The organism is Pseudoponticoccus marisrubri (assembly GCF_001482405.1).
In the GTDB taxonomy this organism is placed as follows: domain Bacteria; phylum Pseudomonadota; class Alphaproteobacteria; order Rhodobacterales; family Rhodobacteraceae; genus Pseudoponticoccus; species Pseudoponticoccus marisrubri.
The window spans coordinates 32,113-47,844 of sequence record NZ_LPXO01000009.1; the positions used below are offsets into that span (position 1 = coordinate 32,113).

15 protein-coding genes are annotated in these 15,732 nt (G+C 68.2%); 3 read left to right on the forward strand and 12 right to left on the reverse strand.

Going from position 1 to position 15,732, the window contains the following annotated elements; translation table 11 throughout:
* Window position 1: 1 nt before the first annotated feature.
* The 6 genes from AVJ23_RS14500 to glpD all read right to left on the reverse strand — a co-directional run bounded on the left by AVJ23_RS14500 (window position 2) and on the right by glpD (window position 5,973).
* Window positions 2–298 carry a GIY-YIG nuclease family protein gene (locus AVJ23_RS14500; RefSeq protein WP_058862930.1) on the reverse strand — a complete coding sequence of 99 codons (297 nt, stop codon included), beginning with the start codon at window positions 296–298 and terminating at the stop codon, window positions 2–4.
* 69 nt (window positions 299–367) lie between these two features.
* Window positions 368–1,258, reverse strand: a complete 891-nt coding sequence (locus tag AVJ23_RS14505) for a carbohydrate ABC transporter permease (protein WP_058862931.1) — start codon at window positions 1,256–1,258, stop codon at window positions 368–370.
* Window position 1,259: 1 nt separating this feature from the next.
* On the reverse strand, window positions 1,260–2,129 hold the full coding sequence (locus tag AVJ23_RS14510) for a carbohydrate ABC transporter permease (RefSeq protein WP_058862932.1): 870 nt from the start codon (window positions 2,127–2,129) through the stop codon (window positions 1,260–1,262).
* 55 nt (window positions 2,130–2,184) lie between these two features.
* Window positions 2,185–3,261, reverse strand: a complete 1,077-nt coding sequence (locus AVJ23_RS14515; protein WP_058862933.1) for an ABC transporter ATP-binding protein — start codon at window positions 3,259–3,261, stop codon at window positions 2,185–2,187.
* Window positions 3,262–3,272: 11 nt separating this feature from the next.
* Entirely contained in the window at window positions 3,273–4,361 is a 1,089-nt protein-coding gene (locus tag AVJ23_RS14520) for an ABC transporter ATP-binding protein (RefSeq protein ID WP_058862934.1), read from the reverse strand.
* Between the two features lie 13 nt (window positions 4,362–4,374).
* Window positions 4,375–5,973: a glycerol-3-phosphate dehydrogenase gene (glpD, locus tag AVJ23_RS14525; protein ID WP_058862935.1), complete on the reverse strand. Its 1,599-nt coding sequence runs from the start codon at window positions 5,971–5,973 to the stop codon at window positions 4,375–4,377.
* Window positions 5,974–6,233: 260 nt separating this feature from the next.
* On the opposite strand from glpD, the gene AVJ23_RS14530 reads away from it, so the two are divergent.
* The gene (locus AVJ23_RS14530) at window positions 6,234–6,995 is read left to right on the forward strand and encodes a DeoR/GlpR family DNA-binding transcription regulator (RefSeq protein ID WP_058862936.1); all 762 of its coding nucleotides are present in this window, start codon (window positions 6,234–6,236) and stop codon (window positions 6,993–6,995) included.
* Window positions 6,996–7,004: 9 nt separating this feature from the next.
* On the opposite strand, the gene AVJ23_RS14535 is transcribed toward AVJ23_RS14530, so the two are convergent.
* The 5 genes from AVJ23_RS14535 to AVJ23_RS14555 all read right to left on the reverse strand — a co-directional run bounded on the left by AVJ23_RS14535 (window position 7,005) and on the right by AVJ23_RS14555 (window position 12,301).
* Entirely contained in the window at window positions 7,005–7,934 is a 930-nt protein-coding gene (locus AVJ23_RS14535) for an SMP-30/gluconolactonase/LRE family protein (protein ID WP_058862937.1), read from the reverse strand.
* Window positions 7,931–8,875, reverse strand: coding sequence for an ABC transporter permease (locus tag AVJ23_RS14540; RefSeq protein WP_058862938.1), 945 nt, complete (start codon window positions 8,873–8,875; stop codon window positions 7,931–7,933). Before AVJ23_RS14540 ends, AVJ23_RS14535 begins: the two co-directional genes overlap by 4 nt.
* Entirely contained in the window at window positions 8,872–9,801 is a 930-nt protein-coding gene (locus AVJ23_RS14545; protein ID WP_058862939.1) for an ABC transporter permease, read from the reverse strand. Before AVJ23_RS14545 ends, AVJ23_RS14540 begins: the two co-directional genes overlap by 4 nt.
* Window positions 9,798–11,210, reverse strand: a complete 1,413-nt coding sequence (locus AVJ23_RS14550) for a sugar ABC transporter ATP-binding protein (protein ID WP_058862940.1) — start codon at window positions 11,208–11,210, stop codon at window positions 9,798–9,800. The genes AVJ23_RS14545 and AVJ23_RS14550 overlap by 4 nt, the downstream gene beginning before the upstream one ends.
* A 71-nt stretch (window positions 11,211–11,281) precedes the next feature.
* Window positions 11,282–12,301, reverse strand: a complete 1,020-nt coding sequence (locus tag AVJ23_RS14555; protein ID WP_058862941.1) for an ABC transporter substrate-binding protein — start codon at window positions 12,299–12,301, stop codon at window positions 11,282–11,284.
* Between the two features lie 231 nt (window positions 12,302–12,532).
* Between AVJ23_RS14555 and AVJ23_RS14560 the strand changes: the two genes are divergently transcribed.
* Window positions 12,533–13,711 carry a sensor histidine kinase gene (locus AVJ23_RS14560; RefSeq protein ID WP_058862942.1) on the forward strand — a complete coding sequence of 393 codons (1,179 nt, stop codon included), beginning with the start codon at window positions 12,533–12,535 and terminating at the stop codon, window positions 13,709–13,711.
* Window positions 13,708–14,424, forward strand: a complete 717-nt coding sequence (locus tag AVJ23_RS14565) for a response regulator transcription factor (RefSeq protein WP_058862943.1) — start codon at window positions 13,708–13,710, stop codon at window positions 14,422–14,424. Before AVJ23_RS14560 ends, AVJ23_RS14565 begins: the two co-directional genes overlap by 4 nt.
* Before the next feature lie 15 nt (window positions 14,425–14,439).
* Here AVJ23_RS14565 and AVJ23_RS14570 read toward each other — a convergent pair whose 3' ends face one another.
* A complete protein-coding gene (locus tag AVJ23_RS14570; RefSeq protein WP_058862944.1) occupies window positions 14,440–15,711 on the reverse strand; it encodes a hydroxymethylglutaryl-CoA reductase, degradative in 1,272 nt (423 codons plus the stop codon).
* Between the last annotated feature and the right edge of the window lie 21 nt (window positions 15,712–15,732).

Consider the following 15,732-nt stretch of genomic DNA (forward strand, 5'->3'; position numbering starts at 1 on the left):
GCTAGGGCCCCGCGATCTGCGCCCACAAATCCCGCCATGCCGGGTTGTGCGCCTCCACCAGCTCGATTTTCCATTGCCGTCGCCACCGTTTGAGCGATTTCTCGCGCTGGATGGCCGTCCCGGGACGGTCGTGCGCTTCGAACCAGACCAGGTGTTCCAGGTTGTAGCGGTCGGTGAATCCCGGCATGGCGTGGCTGCGATGTTCCCAGACCCGTCGCACGAGGTTGCCGGTCACTCCGACGTAAAGGGTGCCGCGCGGGCGGTTCGTCATGATGTAGACGGTCGGGCGGGCAGGCATGTCGCAGGCGTCCGGAGGTCCTCGGGTCAAGCCCGAGGATGACGGTGCGATGGTTAACGTTTCGTTGCATCACACCCTCCCCAGGGCAAAGCCCTTGGCGATGTAGTTGCGCACGAAGTAGATCACCAGCGCGCCCGGCACGATGGTCAGGATGCCTGCCGCGGCCAGCACGCCCCAGTCGATGCCCGAGGCACCTTGGGTGCGCGTCATGATCGCGGCGATGGGCTTGGCGTCCACCGTGGTCAGCGTGCGCGACAAGAGCAGCTCCACCCAGGAGAACATGAAGCAGAAGAAGGCCGCGACGCCGATCCCGCTGGCGATGAGCGGCATGAAGATCTTCACGAAGAAGGCGCCGAAGCTGTAGCCGTCGATATAGGCGGTCTCGTCGATCTCCTTGGGCACGCCGCGCATGAAGCCCTCGAGGATCCAGACCGCCAGCGGCACGTTGAACAGGCAATGCGCCAGCGCCACCGCGATATGCGTGTCGAACAGCCCGACGCTGGAATAGAGCTGGAAGAAGGGCAGCGCGAAGACGGCCGGCGGCGCCATGCGGTTGGTCAGCAGCCAGAAGAACAGGTGCTTGTCGCCCATGAAATGGTAGCGCGAAAAGGCATAGGCCGCCGGCAGCGCCACTGCGAGGCTGATCGCGGTGTTCATCACCACGTAGATCAGCGAGTTCACGTAGCCCATGTACCAGGCCGGATCGGTCAGGATCGTGGCATAATTGGCCAGCGTCAGGTTGCGCGGCCAGAGCGTGAACTCGTTCAGGATCTCCGTGTTGGTCTTCAGGCTCATGTTCAGCAGCCAGTAGATCGGCAGTAGCAGGAACAGAAGGTACAACCCCATCACGATCGCCGAGCCCTTGGGCCGCGGGAACTTGCGGGTCTTCACCGCAGAGCCCGAGGCCGTCACGTCGCCGGGAAGGGAGGTCGCGCCGGGCGCGGAGGTGGTATCGGTCATCTCACATCCCCTTCTTGTCGAGGTTGACCATCACCGTGTAGAACACCCAGCTGATCAGCAGGATCACCAGGAAATACATCAGCGAGAAGGCCGCCGCGGGGCCGAGGTCGAACTGTCCCAGCGCCATCTTGACAAGGTCGATCGACAGCAGCGTGGTGGCGTTGCCGGGGCCCCCGCCGGTGACCACGAACGGCTCGGTATAGATCATGAAACTGTCCATGAAGCGCAAGAGGATGGCGATCATCAGCACGCCCATCATCTTGGGCAGCTCGATGTAGCGGAACACCTTCCAGCGGCTGGCCTGGTCGATCTTGGCCGCCTGGTAGTAGGCATCGGGGATCGACTTGAGCCCGGCATAGGCCAGAAGGGCCACCAGCGAGGTCCAGTGCCAGACATCCATCACGATGATGGTGATCCAGGCCGCGATCGTGTCCTGGGTGTAGTTGTAATTCACCCCCAGCGCGTCCAGCGTATAGCCCAGCAGGCCGATATCGACGCGACCAAAGATCTGCCAGATCGTGCCCACCACGTTCCACGGGATCAGCAGCGGCAGCGACATCAGGACGAGGCAGAACGAGGCCCAGAACCCGCTCTTGGGCATGTTCAGCGCGACGAAGATGCCCAGCGGGATCTCGATCGCCAGGATGATGCCCGAGAACATCAGCTGGCGCCCCAGCGCATCCCACATCCGGTCCGAGCGCAGCATCTCCTCAAACCATTCCAGCCCGGCCCAGAAGAACTGGTTCTGGCCGAACGTGTCCTGCACAGAGTAGTTGACCACCGTCATCAGCGGAATTACCGCCGAGAAGGCCACGAGCACCAGCACCGGCAGGACCAGGAACCATGCCTTCTGGTTGACCGTCTTTTCCATCAGGCTCCTCCCCCGTGGATCTGCATTGCGGCGCGGCCGGCGGTGCGGGCCGCCATCACGCGGCCTCCCCCGGCACGCGCCAGTCGTCGGCATAGACGTTGACATGGGCCGCATCGAAGGTGACGCGGTTCATGTCGGCGCTGATGTGGTCGTCCTCGCCGGCGATGATGTTGATGTCATGACCGAAGAACTCGGCCCGGATGATCTTGTGCCGGCCCACATCCTCGACCCGGCGCACGGTGACGGGCAGCCCTTCGGATTGCGAGAGCCGCGCGAATTCCGGGCGCACGCCGATCTCGACCTTGCCGTCGAGCGGGCGATAGCCGCGGCCCAGCTCCAGCGCCGTGCCGTCGATATAGGCGCGGCGGCCATCCACCTTGGCGGGAAAGACGTTCATGCCGGGCGAGCCGATGAAATAGCCCACGAAGGTGTGCTCGGGCCGCTCGAACAGCTCTTCGGGCGTGCCGATCTGCACGACGCGGCCGTCATACATCACCACCACCTTGTCGGCAAAGGTCAGCGCCTCGGTCTGGTCATGGGTGACATAGATCATCGTGTGGCCGAAATCGTGGTGCAGCTTCTTCAGCTGGGTGCGCAGCTCCCATTTCATGTGCGGGTCGATCACGGTCAGCGGCTCGTCGAAGAGCAGCGCGTTCACGTCCTTGCGCACCATGCCACGGCCAAGGCTGATCTTCTGCTTGGCATCCGCGGTCAGCCCGCGCGCCTTGCGTCGCAGCATGTCCTCCATGCCGATCATGCGGGCGATCTCGTTCACGCGCTCGGCGACATAGGCCTCGTCCCGGCCACGGTTGCGCAGCGGGAAGGCCAGGTTGTCGTGCACGCTCATCGTGTCGTAAACCACCGGGAACTGGAAGACCTGCGCGATGTTGCGCTCGGCCGTCGGCGCGTGGGTCACGTCCTTGCCGTCGAACAGGATACGGCCCTGGCTGGGATGCAGCAGCCCCGAGATGATGTTGAGCAGCGTGGATTTCCCGCAGCCCGAGGAGCCCAAGAGCGCGTAGGCCGCGCCGTCATCCCAGTCGTGGTTGAGCTCCTTGAGCGCGAAATCCTCCTCCGAGGTCGGTTTCGGCAGGTAGGAATGCGCGAGATTGTCGAGCGTGATCTTGGCCATGATGTCCCCCCTCAGGCCGCCAGCGCGTAGGCGGCGGGCGCGACCAGCGTGCCGTCCTCGCCGAAGATGTAGACATGGCGCGGGTCCAGCCAGACGCTCAGCCCCGCGCCGATCTCGAGATCGTGTACGCCGTGGATCAGCCCGACCCAGCGCTCGCCGTGATGGTCGAGATGCACGAAGGTCTCGGAGCCGGTCAGCTCGGTCACGCTCAGCGTGGCGCGGAACTCCATCGCGTCGGGCGCGTGCTGCCCGATCTCCAGATGGTTGGGCCGGAAACCGGCGGTGTAGCGGCCATCGTCCAGAGCCGCCAGCTGTCCCGCGGCGGGCGCGCTCTGCCCGTCCCCGAACGAGATCCGGTCGCCCGACTTGGTGATCTTCAGGAAGTTCATCGGCGGATCGCTGAACACGCGTGCCGTGGTGGCGTCGACCGGCTGGCGATAGACCGAGGGCGTGGGCCCGAACTGGGTGATCCGACCCTCCCACAGGCAGGCGACATTGCCGCCCAGCAGAAGCGCCTCTTCGGGTTCGGTCGTGGCATAGACGAAGATGCTGCCCGAGGCCTCGAAGATCTTGGGGATCTCGACGCGCAGCTCCTCGCGCAACTTGTAGTCGAGGTTCGCCAGCGGCTCGTCCAGCAGCACGAGCCCCGCATTCTTGACCAGCGCACGCGCCAGCGCGCAGCGCTGCTGTTGGCCACCCGACAGCTCCAGCGGTTTGCGTTCCAGCATCGGGGTCAGCTTCATCAGCTCGGCCGTCTCGCGCACACGGCGGTCGATCTCGGCCTTGTCCACGCCCAGAAGCTTCATGGGCGAGGCGATGTTGTCATAGACGGTCATTGACGGGTAGTTGATGAACTGCTGGTAGACCATGGCCACCTTGCGGTCCTGCACGCGCTGGCCGGTCACGTCCTCGCCGTTCCAGATCACTTGGCCCGTGGCGGGCGCGTCCAGCCCGGCCATCAGCCGCATCAGCGAGGTCTTGCCCGACAGGGTCGGGCCCAGCAGCACGTTCATCGTGCCCTTGTCCAGGGTCAGGTCCGTCGGGTGGATATGGGTCTGCCCGTCCACCACCTTGGACACGCCTTTCAGCTCCAGCGTCATGCCGGGGTCCTCCTCATTCCGCCGCGGCGGAGATTGTCGGGCGATGCCGCGCCATCCAGTCGTCCAGCGTGGCGACCTGTTCTTCCGTCAGCCGCAGGCCCAGCTTGTTGCGCCGCCAGACCACGTCCTCGGCCGTGCGCGCGTATTCGTACCGCATCAGCCAGTCGACCTCGGCCGCGGTCAGCGTGGCGCCGAAATCCTCGCCCAGGTCCTCGGCCGTCGCGGCGATGCCCAGGATGCCCTCGGCCTCGGTGCCATAGGCCCGCACAAGGCGCAGCGCCCAGAATTCGGTCAGGAAGGGGAAGCGGCCGCGCAGGTCGTCAACCATGCGCTGCACCCCGTCCACCGGGAAATCGCCGCCGGGCAGTGGCACGCCCGCGGTCCACGGCCCCTTGGAGACGCCCAGCGTCTCGGAGATCTTCTCCAGCGCGCTTTCGGCCAGCCGGCGATAGGTGGTGATCTTGCCGCCGAAGACGTTGAGCACCGGCGCGCCGGCGCTGGTATCCACTTTCAGCGTGTAGTCGCGCGTCGCCGCCGTGGCGCTGGTGGCGCCGTCATCATAGAGCGGGCGCACGCCGGAATAGGTCCAGACCACGTCGTCGCGGGTCAGGTCCTGCTTGAAATACTGGCTGGCGAAATTCAGCAGGTAATCCTGTTCCTCGGGCGTACAGACGGGTTTCTTCGATGGATCGTCATGCTCGGCATCGGTGGTGCCGATCAGGGTGAAATCGGTCTCGTAGGGGATCGCGAAGATGATCCGCCCGTCGGTGCCCTGGAAGAAGTAGCACTTGTCGTGGTCATAGAGCTTGCGGGTCACGATATGGCTGCCGCGCACCAGCCGCACGCCCTCGCGCGAGTTCAGCCGCACCTTGGTCTGGATGATGTCGCCCACCCAGGGCCCGCCGGCATTGACCAGCATCCGGGCGTGAAAGGTCTGGCGCGTGTCGTTTTCGGTATTGCGCGTTTCGATGCGCCACAGGCCGTTCTCGCTGGTGGCGCTGAGCACCTCGGTGCGCGTCATGATTTGCGCGCCGCGCGCCTCGGCGTCGCGGGCGTTCAGCACGACCAGCCGCGAATCCTCGACCCAGCAATCGGAATATTCATAGGCCTTGGCAAAGCGGTCCTGCAGCGGCGCGCCTTCCTTCGACCCCTTCAGGTCGACGGTCGAGGTGCCGGGCAGGATCTTGCGACCGCCCAGGTGGTCATACATGAACAGGCCCAAACGGATCAGCCAGGCCGGCCGCCGCCCCTTCATCCAGGGCATCACCAGCCCCAGCAACTTGGAGGTCGGCGTGTCGGATTCGAACCGCATATCCTTATGATAAGGAAGGACAAATCGCATGGGCCAGCTGATATGCGGCATCGCCTTCAGCAGCACCTCGCGCTCGATCAGCGCCTCGCGCACCAGCCGGAACTCGAAATATTCGAGGTAGCGCAGACCGCCATGGAACAGCTTGGTCGAGGATGACGAGGTCGCCGAAGCGAGGTCGTTCATCTCGGCCAGCGCGACCGACAGGCCGCGCCCCGTGGCGTCGCGGGCGATGCCGCAGCCATTGATGCCGCCGCCGATGACGAACAGGTCGACCGGCGCTGTGTCCGATGGGTGTTCCACGCGATTCTCCTCCAGGCGCGTCGATGCGTGATTTATGTCGTGCCGCCGCGCCCATTGCAAGAATTGTTTTCGTTCGTTTTCGTATGGCGCGGTATGCGCCGGGATCTCGCCAAAAACCGAACGCGCGCCCGCGCGCCCGCGGGCGAAACCTGCGCGAATCCGCGTTTTTGATTGCCTTTGCGTTCGCTTCCGGCCCAAGATGCGAAAGGAACCGCGCCGCAAGACGCAGCCGCCGGCGCGCCAGACCGAAAGGCCGCCGCATGTCGCAGACTTTCCGCCATCCCGAGATCCTCGAGATCGCGCGCCGCGAGGGCAAGGTCACGGTCGAGAAGCTGGCCGAGCATTTCGGGGTCACGTTGCAGACCATCCGCCGCGACCTGACCGACCTCTCCGAGGCCGGCCGGCTGGAGCGGGTGCATGGCGGCGCGGTGCTGCCCTCGGGCACCACGAATATCGGCTACGAGGAACGCCGCTCGCTGAAATCGGCCGCCAAGAGCGCCATCGCGCGCGCCTGCGCCGCCGAAATCCCGGCCAACATCTCGCTGTTTCTCAGCATCGGCACCTCGACCGAGGCGGTCGCCAAGGAGCTGTTGCACCATGAAAGCCTGATGGTGGTGACCAACAACATGAACGTGGCCAACATCCTGGCGGCCAATGCCAGCTGCGACGTGATCCTGACCGGCGGGCAGCTGCGCCGCGCCGATGGCGGGCTGGTCGGCAACCTCGCGACCGAGACGATCATGCAGTTCAAGTTCGACCTCGCGGTGATCGGCTGCTCGGCGCTCGACCACGAGGGCGACCTGCTGGATTTCGACATCCAGGAGGTCGGCGTCAGCAAGGCGATCCTGCGCCAGTCGCGCCAGACCTTCCTTGTGGCGGACCAGACCAAGCTGACCCGCAGCGCGCCGGCGCGCATCGCCTCGCTGGCAGATGTCGACGCCTTCTTCACCGACATGGCCCTGCCCCCGGACCTGGCCGCGCTCTGCCGGTCCTGGGGCACCAAGGTCTCGGTCGCCGAATAGGCGCGGGGGTCAGTCCAGGTGGCCGCGGGTCCAGGGCTCGGCCCCGATGGCATCGACGAAGACGCGGTAGACCGAGGTCGTGGCGGTGATGAACATCCGGTGCCCGTCCGGCCCGCCGAAACAGAGGTTCGAGACGATTTCGGACACCAGGATCTTGCCCAACAGCGTGCCGTCGGGGGCAAAGCAATGCACCCCGTCAGCGGCCGAGGACCACAGGTTGCCGTGGGTGTCGCAGCGCATCCCGTCGGGCAGGCCGGTGTCGATCGTGGCAAAGACGCCGCGATCCTCCAGCCGACCGCCGTCGACGCCAAAGACCCGGATCACGGAGGGCACGGAATCGTCATGGCTCGACCCGCTTTCGGCGATGTAGAGCAGCGACTCGTCGGGCGAAAAGCACAGCCCGTTGGGCTGGGTGAAATCATCGACCACCACGCTCAGGTCACCCTCGGGCGAGAGGCGAAAGACATTGCGCGCGGCCTGTTCGGGCTCGGCGCGATAGCCCTCGAAATCCGAGATGATGCCGTAGGTGGGGTCGGTGAACCAGACCGCCCCGTCGGCGCTGACCACCACGTCATTGGGCGAGTTCAGGCGCTTCCCCTCGAAACGGTCGGCCAGCACGGTCAGCCGTCCGTCGGGCTCGGTCCGCACCACGTCGCGCGCGCCGTGGCGGCAGCCCACCAGCCGGCCCTGCCGGTCGCGGGTGTTGCCGTTGTTGAAGCCGCTCTCGGCGCGGTAGGTGCTGGTGCCGGTCGCCTCGGACCAGCTCAGGATCCGGCGCGAGGGGATGTCCGAGAACAGCAGGCAGTCGCGGTCGCCGAACCAGACCGGCCCCTCGGTCCAGGTGAAGCCCTCGGCGATGCGGTCGAGCCGGGACATCGGGTGCACGAGCGCCCGGAACCGGTCGTCGCGGATGTCCAGATGCGGCGGGGGGGTAATCATGCTCCGGGCCTCCTCGTGCTGGCGGCGATGACGATTGCGATGATGATGGTGCCGGTCAGGACGTTGCGCACGCCTGCCCCAGCGCCGTAGCTGTTGAGCATCGAGACGACGAGGAACATGAACAGCGCCGCGCCCCAGACGCCGGGCACGTTGGAATTGCCCCCCGCGATCGAGGTGCCGCCGATCACCACCACGGCGATGGACATCAGCAGGTATTCCTGCCCCATGTTCAGCGCCGCCCCCCCCGAGAAGCTGGCCAGAAGATAGCCCGCCAGCGCGGCAAAGACGGCGACGGTGACATAGGCCGCGGCGCGCACCGCCTCGACCGGCATGCCGGCCAGCCGCGCGGCGCGCAGGTTCTGCCCCGCCGCCAGCAGCCAGCGCCCCCAGACCGAGCGTTCCAGCACGACCCAGACGATGAGTGCCAGCGCCAGCCCGACCCAGGCCACGTTGGGCAGGCCCAGGAAGCGGCCGGTGGCGAAATCGGCCAACCCGGGCGGCGGCTTGATGCGCAGGCCACGGTTCGACCAGATGGCCAGGCTCTGGTAGATCAGCGACGCGGCCAGCGTGGCGATGATCGGCGGCAGGCGCAGCAGGAAGATCAGCGCGAAATTGGCCAGCCCCGTGCCAAGGCCCACGGCCAGCGCCACGCCCAGCCCCAGCAGCGCGGTGCCGGGATCGGTGCTCATGACCTTCAGCGCCAGCGTGGCGGCCAGCGTCATGGTGGCCGGGATCGACAGGTCGACATTGCCCGGCCCCAGCGTGATGACCAGCATCTGGCCCATGCCGACGATGGCGGCGAAGGCGCCGAAGCTGAGCGCGGCATAGGCCAGCTCGCCCGCGCCGCGCCCCGAGGTCAGCCCCAGCGTGGCGGCAAAGGCCAGCGCGGCCGCCAGCCAGGCCCAGATCCAGGGCCGTGAAAGACGTTGCAGCAGGGTCATGCCGCACCTCCGCGCCGCGCAAAGACCAGCCGGGCGGTCAGCACCAGGATCAGGATCGCGCCCTGCGCGCCGATCTGCCAGTCGGGCGACAGGCGCATGAAGGACAGGAACGAGGCCGCCAGCGTCAGGGTCAGCGCGCCGATCACCGCGCCGGTCGGGCTGACCTTGCCGCCGGTGAACTCGCCGCCGCCCAGGATCACCCCGGCGATCGACAGAAGCGTGTAGCGCAGCGCGATATTGGCATCGGCCGAGGTGGTCAGCCCCACCAGCGCCATGCCCGCCAGCACGCCGAACAGCCCCGCCAGCCCGTAGGCCAGCGCCTTGAGCGCGGTCACGTTCCAGCCCGCCCGCGCGACAGATCGGCTGTTGCCCCCCACCCCGCGCAGCACCGTGCCGATGCCCGAGCGGATCACCAGCAGGTGGGTGACCGCAGCGATCAGGATGGCGGCCACCACCGCCATGGGCATGACCGGCGGCTTGACCGTCATCAGCGTGCGCAGCCAGCCCGGCGCGGCCCCGCCCGGTGTGGGCAGGATGAACAGCGCCAGCCCGCCCCAGACGAAGGACATGCCCAGCGTCACCACGATGGCCGGCAGCGCCAGCGCGTGGATCACAGCACCCATCGCGGCATAGGACAGGATCAGCGCCGCCAGGATCAGCAGCCCCAGCAGCGGCGCATCGTTGAGGAAGGTGGCGGTGACGCAAGCCACCAGGCTGACGAAGGCGCCCACCGACAGGTCGATGTCGTTGACCATGATGATCATCATCTGCGCGATGGTGGCCAGCGCGATCGGCACGGCCAGGTTGAACAGCAGGTTCAGGCCGAAATAGCTCATCGCGCGGGGCTGCATCCAGAAGGTCAGCGCCAGCAGCACCGCCAGCGAGACCACGGGCAGCACGATGCGGTGCCGGGCGAGAAAGCTCATGACGCCTCCTGCATCTCGAACGAGGCCTGCAGGATGCGTTCCTCGGTGATCTGGTCGCCCGCCAGCTCGGCGCTGATAGCGTGGTTGCGGAAGACGAAGACCCGGTCGCACTGGCAGACCTCCTCGGTCTCGGTCGAGTACCACAGGAAGGTGCGCCCGGCGGCGGCCTCGGCGCGGATCATGGCATAGACATCCTGTTTCGTGCCCACGTCGACGCCGCGCATGGGATCGTCCATCACCACCACCGGCGCGTCCGAGGCCAGCGCGCGGGCGAAGAGCACCTTCTGCTGGTTGCCGCCCGACAGCGACAGGATCGGGTTGGACAGGTCATCGGTGCGGATGCCGATGCGGCGCTTCCACTCCTCGGCGACGGTGCGTTCGCGGTCTCGGTCGACCATGCCCCGGCGTGCGTCGCGCGGCAGAATCGAGGCGGTTATGTTGCGCAGGATCGACCAAAGCGGCAGCACCCCGTCGCGCGGACGGTCCCCGGCGACGAAGACCGCGCGCGGCGCGCGGCCTGCCCGCCAGTCCGAGCTTTGCGACAGGTAGAGCCGCGCCAGCGCCGCCGCCTGCCCGTGCCCGGCCAGCCCCGACAGCCCGACGATCTCGCCACGCCGCGCTTCGATCCCCTCGGCGGCAATCACCACCGCGCCGGGCGGCGGGCGGCTCTCGGCCTCGCGCGCGGCCTCTTCGGTGGCGACATGGCCCATGGCATCGACCAGCCCCTGCCGGGTAAAGCCCGCGGCCGGGCGCTCGGCCACGATGCGGCCATCCTTGAGCACCACGATCCGTGTGGCGACCTCGAAGATCTCGCCCAGCATGTGCGAGATGAAGATCACCGCGCCACCCTGTGCGCAGAAGCGTTTCACATGCGCCAGCAGCTGGTCGGCGATGCCGGCATCCAGCGCGCTGGTCGGCTCGTCGAGGATCACCAGCCGGGCCTGCCCGCCGCGCGGGGCAAAGCCGATGGCGATCTCGACCATCTGGCGCTCGGCGATGGACAGCGTGTCGACCTCGGCATCGGCCGCGATGCCGTGGCCGGGAAAGACCGCGTCCAGCGCGGCGCATATTTCGGCCCGGGCGGGGCGACGCCAGCCGGGGCCCTTCAGCCCGGGATGCGAGATGCGCAGGTTCTCGGCCACCGTCAGATTGGGGCAGAGCGACAGCTCCTGGAAGACCGAGCGCACGCCCGCGGCGCCGCCCGGAAAGGCGACCTGCCCCGAGCTGGGGGCGAAACTGCCGTTGATCAGGTTGACCAGCGTGGATTTTCCCGCGCCGTTATGGCCCACCAGCCCGACGCAGTCGCCGGGCGCCACGGACAGGTCGACCCCGTCCAGCGCGCGGACCGCGCCGAAATGCTTGGCCGCCTCGGTCAGGGTCACGACCGGGGCGTTTGCGTTCTGCGTCATGTCCGCCTCGTCTGCTCGCAGGGCGCCCCGCGCGCGCCGGTGGGCGACGCGCACGGGGCCAGGCCGGGGCCTTACTTGGCCGCGGCGATCACCTCTTGCGCGTCTTCCAGCGCATAGGACACGTTCGCCACCGATCCCTCGGGCGTGCTGGCCAGCGCCTCGTCCAGCGTGTCCTGCGTGATCTTCAGGAAGGGCACGGTCAGGTCCTTGGGCACCTCTTCGCCCGCCAGCACCTGCTGGGCGACCCAGAAGGCCAGCGAGGCCACGCCCGGCGCGATGGACAGCGACAGCGTCTCGTAGCCGTTGGCGTCGCGCTGCTCGGCCCACCATTGCAGCTCGTCCTGGCGGTTGCCCAGCACGATCAGCGGCGTCGGCCGGCCGGCCGCGTCAAAGGCCTGCGCCGCGCCATAGCCGTCGCCGCCCTGCGTCACCACGCCCGCGATCTCGGGCAGCGAGGGCAGGATGCCGGCCACGGCCTTCTGCGCCACGTCCTGCGCCCAGTCGCCATGCACCGAACCGACAATCTCGAACTGGTCATGCTCGGCCACGCCCTCGTGGATGCCCTTGGAGATCTCGTCATCGACGAAGACCCCGGCCAGCCCGCGGATTTCCAGCAGGTTGCCGCCCTCGGGCAGGCGCGTGGCGAGGTAGTCGACCTCTTCCTTGCCCATGGCGGCGAAATCCACCGCGATGCGCCAGGCGCAGGGCTCGGTCACGATGCCGTCGAAGCTGACCACGGTGACGCCGGCATCGCAGGCCTCTTTCACCGCGCCATTCAGCGCCGTGGGCGAGGCGGCATTCAGCACGATCGCGTCATAGCCTTGCAGGATCATGTTCTGGATCTGCGCGGCCTGCTCGGTCGCCTGGTTCTCGGAGGTGGTATAGGCGTCGGCGGCGGCCACCACGCCATCGGCCACCGCCTGTTCGGCGGTCTCTTCCCAGGTCGCCAGCATCGCCTGGCGCCAGGAATTGCCGGCATAGTTGTTGGACAGCGCGATGCGCTTGTCGGAGGTGTCCTGCAGATGCGATCCCGCCTGCGCGGCACCCGTCATCAGGGCCAGCGTCGCCGCGCCCAGAAAAAGCCGTTTCATGATGTCTCCTCCCTCGCGCGTCGCCGCGCTCTCCTGGTGTCGCGGGCGGTTGGCCGCTCCGGACTGGGCGAATGGTGATACGGGCCGGGGCTCCCTGTAAAGGCAGCCGACCGCAGAAATGATGCGGGAACCCGCAACAGAGCTGCGGGTGAGGGTGTTTCCTTTCCTGCAAAGCGCGGGCAGAGTTGCAGGGACGCGCAAGGCGGGGCGCCGCGCGTCGCCGGAGGAGCCATGCCCGACACCCTGACCCACGCGTCGCCCGACGACGTCTATGACCGCATCTCGGCGCGGCTGGCCGCGCGCACGGATGTCACCCGCGCGCTCGAGGCGGTGGCCGGCGAGATCGCCAGCGTCATCCCCTTCACCCATGCCGATCTGTGCCTGCTGGACCGGCCCGGCTGGGTGGTCAGCTACGAGGTGGGGATCCGCACGCGCTGGTCGCGCGCCTCGGGGCGGGTCGATCATGCGCCGATCCGCGACCTGCTGCTGGGCCGCTGCGACCACATGCTGACCGATGATGCGACCTGCGATCCGCGTTACACCTATCCCGGCGCCTCCTGCGAGCCGATCCTGAACCACGCGCTGCGCAGCCGGGTCAACGTGCTGATGTGCGTCGCGGGGCGCACCATCGGCACGCTCAACGTCTCGCATTCCGAGCGCGGGCTCTATGACACGGACACCGTGGCGCGCGCCCAGCGGATCGCCGACCGGCTGGCGCCGCATGTGCACGCGCTGCACCTGGCCGAACGGACACGGCGCAGCGCGCGGGTCAGCGAGGCCGGACAGGCCGGCGAGGAGGGGCTGCGCCGCGGCGCGCTGGAGCTGACCCAGGCGCTGGAGCAGGAACGCCAGCGCGTCGGCATGGACCTGCATGACCAGACCCTGGCCGACCTGTCGCGCCTGCTGCGCGAAGCGACCGGCGACACCCCCCTGCCCCGGGACGACCTGGCCCGGCGGCTGCGCCAGACCATCGACGACCTGCGCCGCATCATCGACACTGCCGTGCCCACGCTGCTGGAGCTGTTCGGCTTTGCCCACGCGGTGCGGGTGCATCTGGACCGGGCCGCCGGCGGGGCCGAGATCGCGCTGTCGGTCGAGGATGGCACGCAGGGCGCGCCGGACCGGCTGGACCCGACCGTGCGCACCGCGCTGTTCCGCATCACGCAGGAGGCGATCAACAATGCCGTGCGCCATGCCGGGGCGACGCGCATCGCGGTCACCGTCGCGGCGCCCGCGCCGGGCGAGCTTTGCGTGACGATCCGGGACGACGGGCGCGGCATCCCGCTGAACCCCGCGCGGCAATCGGGGCTGGCCCACATGCGCACCCGGGCGCGGCTGATCTCGGCCGCGCTCGAGGTGACGGGCGGTGGCGGCACGACGGTGCGGGTCGCGCTGGAGGGCGCGCCATGAAGGTGCTTCTGGTCGAGGATGACCAGTTCCACGCCTCCTACATGGAGGACACGCTGGCCGAGGCGCTGCCCGAGGTAACCGAGATCTACCACGCGTTGCGCGGCGACGAGGCCGAGAAGGAGGCCCGCGCCATCGGCATCGAGGCGGTGGTGATGGACCTGCGCATGGCGCATCGCAACGGCATCGAGGCCGCCCGCACCCTGTGGACCGAGCGGCCCGAGACGCGCATCCTGTTCTGGTCGAACTATGCCGACGAGGCCTACCTGCGGGGCATCGCGGGCATCGTGCCCGAGGACAGCGCCTATGGCTACGTGCTCAAGACCGCGCCGCGCGACCGGCTGAAACTGGCCCTGCGCGCCGTGCTGGTCGAGGGGCAGATCATGGTCGACCGCGAGATCCACCGCCTGCAGAAACGCAGTGCCAGCCCGCGCACGGCGCTGGATGACAGCGAATACGCCGTGCTGCTGGACCTTGCCATCGGGCTTCAGGACCGGCTGATCGCCGAGCGCCGCGGCATGTCGCTGCGCACCGTGCAGAACCGGCTGCTGGCGCTTTACGACAAGCTGGGCGTGGATGACGAGACCGCCGAAGGCGTGGCGCTGAACAAGCGGGTGCGCGCGCTCAACCGGGCGCTGGTCACGCGCACGCTCAACATCGAGACGCTGGAAGCCGCGCAGCGCGATTTCGAGCGCTGGCAGGCCGGGCGGAGCTGAGGCCCGGCCCGGGGCTCAACCCTGCCGCAGCGCCGCCAGCGCCTTGCGCGCCTCGGCTTCGGAGACGCGGCCATGGGTGCGCAGCGTGGCGGCGACCTGTTCGATCTCGTCGCCCGTGGCGCCGGCGGTGATGGCCACGTTCTGCGCGTGCAGCGCCATGTGGCCCTTCTGGATGCCGTCGGTCGCCAGCGCCCGCAGCGCGCCGAAATTCTGCGCCAGCCCGACCGCCGCGGTGATCCGCGACAGCCGCTCGGCGCTGTCGGCGCCAAGGATCTTGAGGCAGAGCTGCGCCACCGGGTGCACCCGTGTCGCGCCGCCCACGATGCCCAGCGACAGCGGCAGCTCGATCGTGCCGGCCAGATCGCCTGCGGCGGTGCACTCCCAATGGGTGAGCGGGCCGTATTGGCCCGATTGCGCGGCAAAGGCATGGGCGCCGGCCTCGATGGCGCGGGTGTCGTTGCCGGTGGCCAGCACCACGGCCGAGACGCCGTTCATGATGCCCTTGTTGTGGGTCGCGGCGCGGTAGGGATCGGCCTCGGCCAGCTCGGCGCCCAGCAGCATCGCCTCGACCACCTCCGGCCCGCCGATCTGCTCGGCCGGCCAGACGGCGCGCGCCCGGGTCAGCCGCCGGTCGGCGAGGTTGGACAGGATGCGCAGCAGGGGCCGCGCGCCGGTCCATTCGGCCAGCACCGGGGCGACGCGTTCGGCCATGGTGTTGACGGCATTGGCGCCCATCGCGTCCAGCGTGTCCACCACCAGATGCACCACCACCATTGTGCCCGAGCGCGCCGGCACCAGACGCACTTCGATCTCGCGCAGGCCCCCGCCCAGCTCGGTCAGCTGCGGGTCTGTCTCGTCGCAGATGGCGCGGATCTCGTCCTCGCGGCCAAGGATCTGCGCGCGGGCATTGCGCGGATCGCTCAGCCCGCAGAGCTGCACCTGCGCGATGGTCAGCGAGCCGGCATAGGAGGTGTGAAATCCGCCGGTGTCGCGGCAGCGCTTGGCCGAGTTGCAGACCGCCGCGATGACCGAGCTTTCCTCGGTCGCCATCGGCACCAGCATCTCGTCACCATCGACGATCATGTTGGTGGCCAGGCCCAGCGGCACCGGCATCACGCCGATGGCGTTCTCGATCAGCCGGTCGACAAGGCCCGGGTCAATCGGGCCGGGCTGGTCCAGCAGGCTCAGCGCCTCGGCATTGCCGCCCAGCCGGTCGGCGAGGATCCCCAGCCGCTCGGCGCGGCTGGCCTGTGCGAAACCCGGCAGGCGGGAGCTGTGGTCGGTCATGTCTGTGTCTTCCCTGTTGCG

Excerpts from the sequence above, each read along its gene's own strand:
- AVJ23_RS14550 (WP_058862940.1), bottom strand. The coding sequence starts at position 11,210 with ATGACGCAGAACGCAAACGCCCCGGTCGTGACCCTGACCGAGGCGGCC.
- AVJ23_RS14560 (WP_058862942.1), top strand. The coding sequence starts at position 12,533 with ATGCCCGACACCCTGACCCACGCGTCGCCCGACGACGTCTATGACCGC.
- AVJ23_RS14540 (WP_058862938.1), bottom strand. The coding sequence starts at position 8,875 with ATGACCCTGCTGCAACGTCTTTCACGGCCCTGGATCTGGGCCTGGCTG.
- AVJ23_RS14555 (WP_058862941.1), bottom strand. The coding sequence starts at position 12,301 with ATGAAACGGCTTTTTCTGGGCGCGGCGACGCTGGCCCTGATGACGGGT.
- AVJ23_RS14520 (WP_058862934.1), bottom strand. The coding sequence starts at position 4,361 with ATGACGCTGGAGCTGAAAGGCGTGTCCAAGGTGGTGGACGGGCAGACC.
- AVJ23_RS14565 (WP_058862943.1), top strand. The coding sequence starts at position 13,708 with ATGAAGGTGCTTCTGGTCGAGGATGACCAGTTCCACGCCTCCTACATG.
- AVJ23_RS14535 (WP_058862937.1), bottom strand. The coding sequence starts at position 7,934 with ATGATTACCCCCCCGCCGCATCTGGACATCCGCGACGACCGGTTCCGG.
- AVJ23_RS14515 (WP_058862933.1), bottom strand. The coding sequence starts at position 3,261 with ATGGCCAAGATCACGCTCGACAATCTCGCGCATTCCTACCTGCCGAAA.
- AVJ23_RS14530 (WP_058862936.1), top strand. The coding sequence starts at position 6,234 with ATGTCGCAGACTTTCCGCCATCCCGAGATCCTCGAGATCGCGCGCCGC.
- AVJ23_RS14505 (WP_058862931.1), bottom strand. The coding sequence starts at position 1,258 with ATGACCGATACCACCTCCGCGCCCGGCGCGACCTCCCTTCCCGGCGAC.
- AVJ23_RS14545 (WP_058862939.1), bottom strand. The coding sequence starts at position 9,801 with ATGAGCTTTCTCGCCCGGCACCGCATCGTGCTGCCCGTGGTCTCGCTG.
- AVJ23_RS14510 (WP_058862932.1), bottom strand. The coding sequence starts at position 2,129 with ATGGAAAAGACGGTCAACCAGAAGGCATGGTTCCTGGTCCTGCCGGTG.
- AVJ23_RS14570 (WP_058862944.1), bottom strand. The coding sequence starts at position 15,711 with ATGACCGACCACAGCTCCCGCCTGCCGGGTTTCGCACAGGCCAGCCGC.
- AVJ23_RS14500 (WP_058862930.1), bottom strand. The coding sequence starts at position 298 with ATGCCTGCCCGCCCGACCGTCTACATCATGACGAACCGCCCGCGCGGC.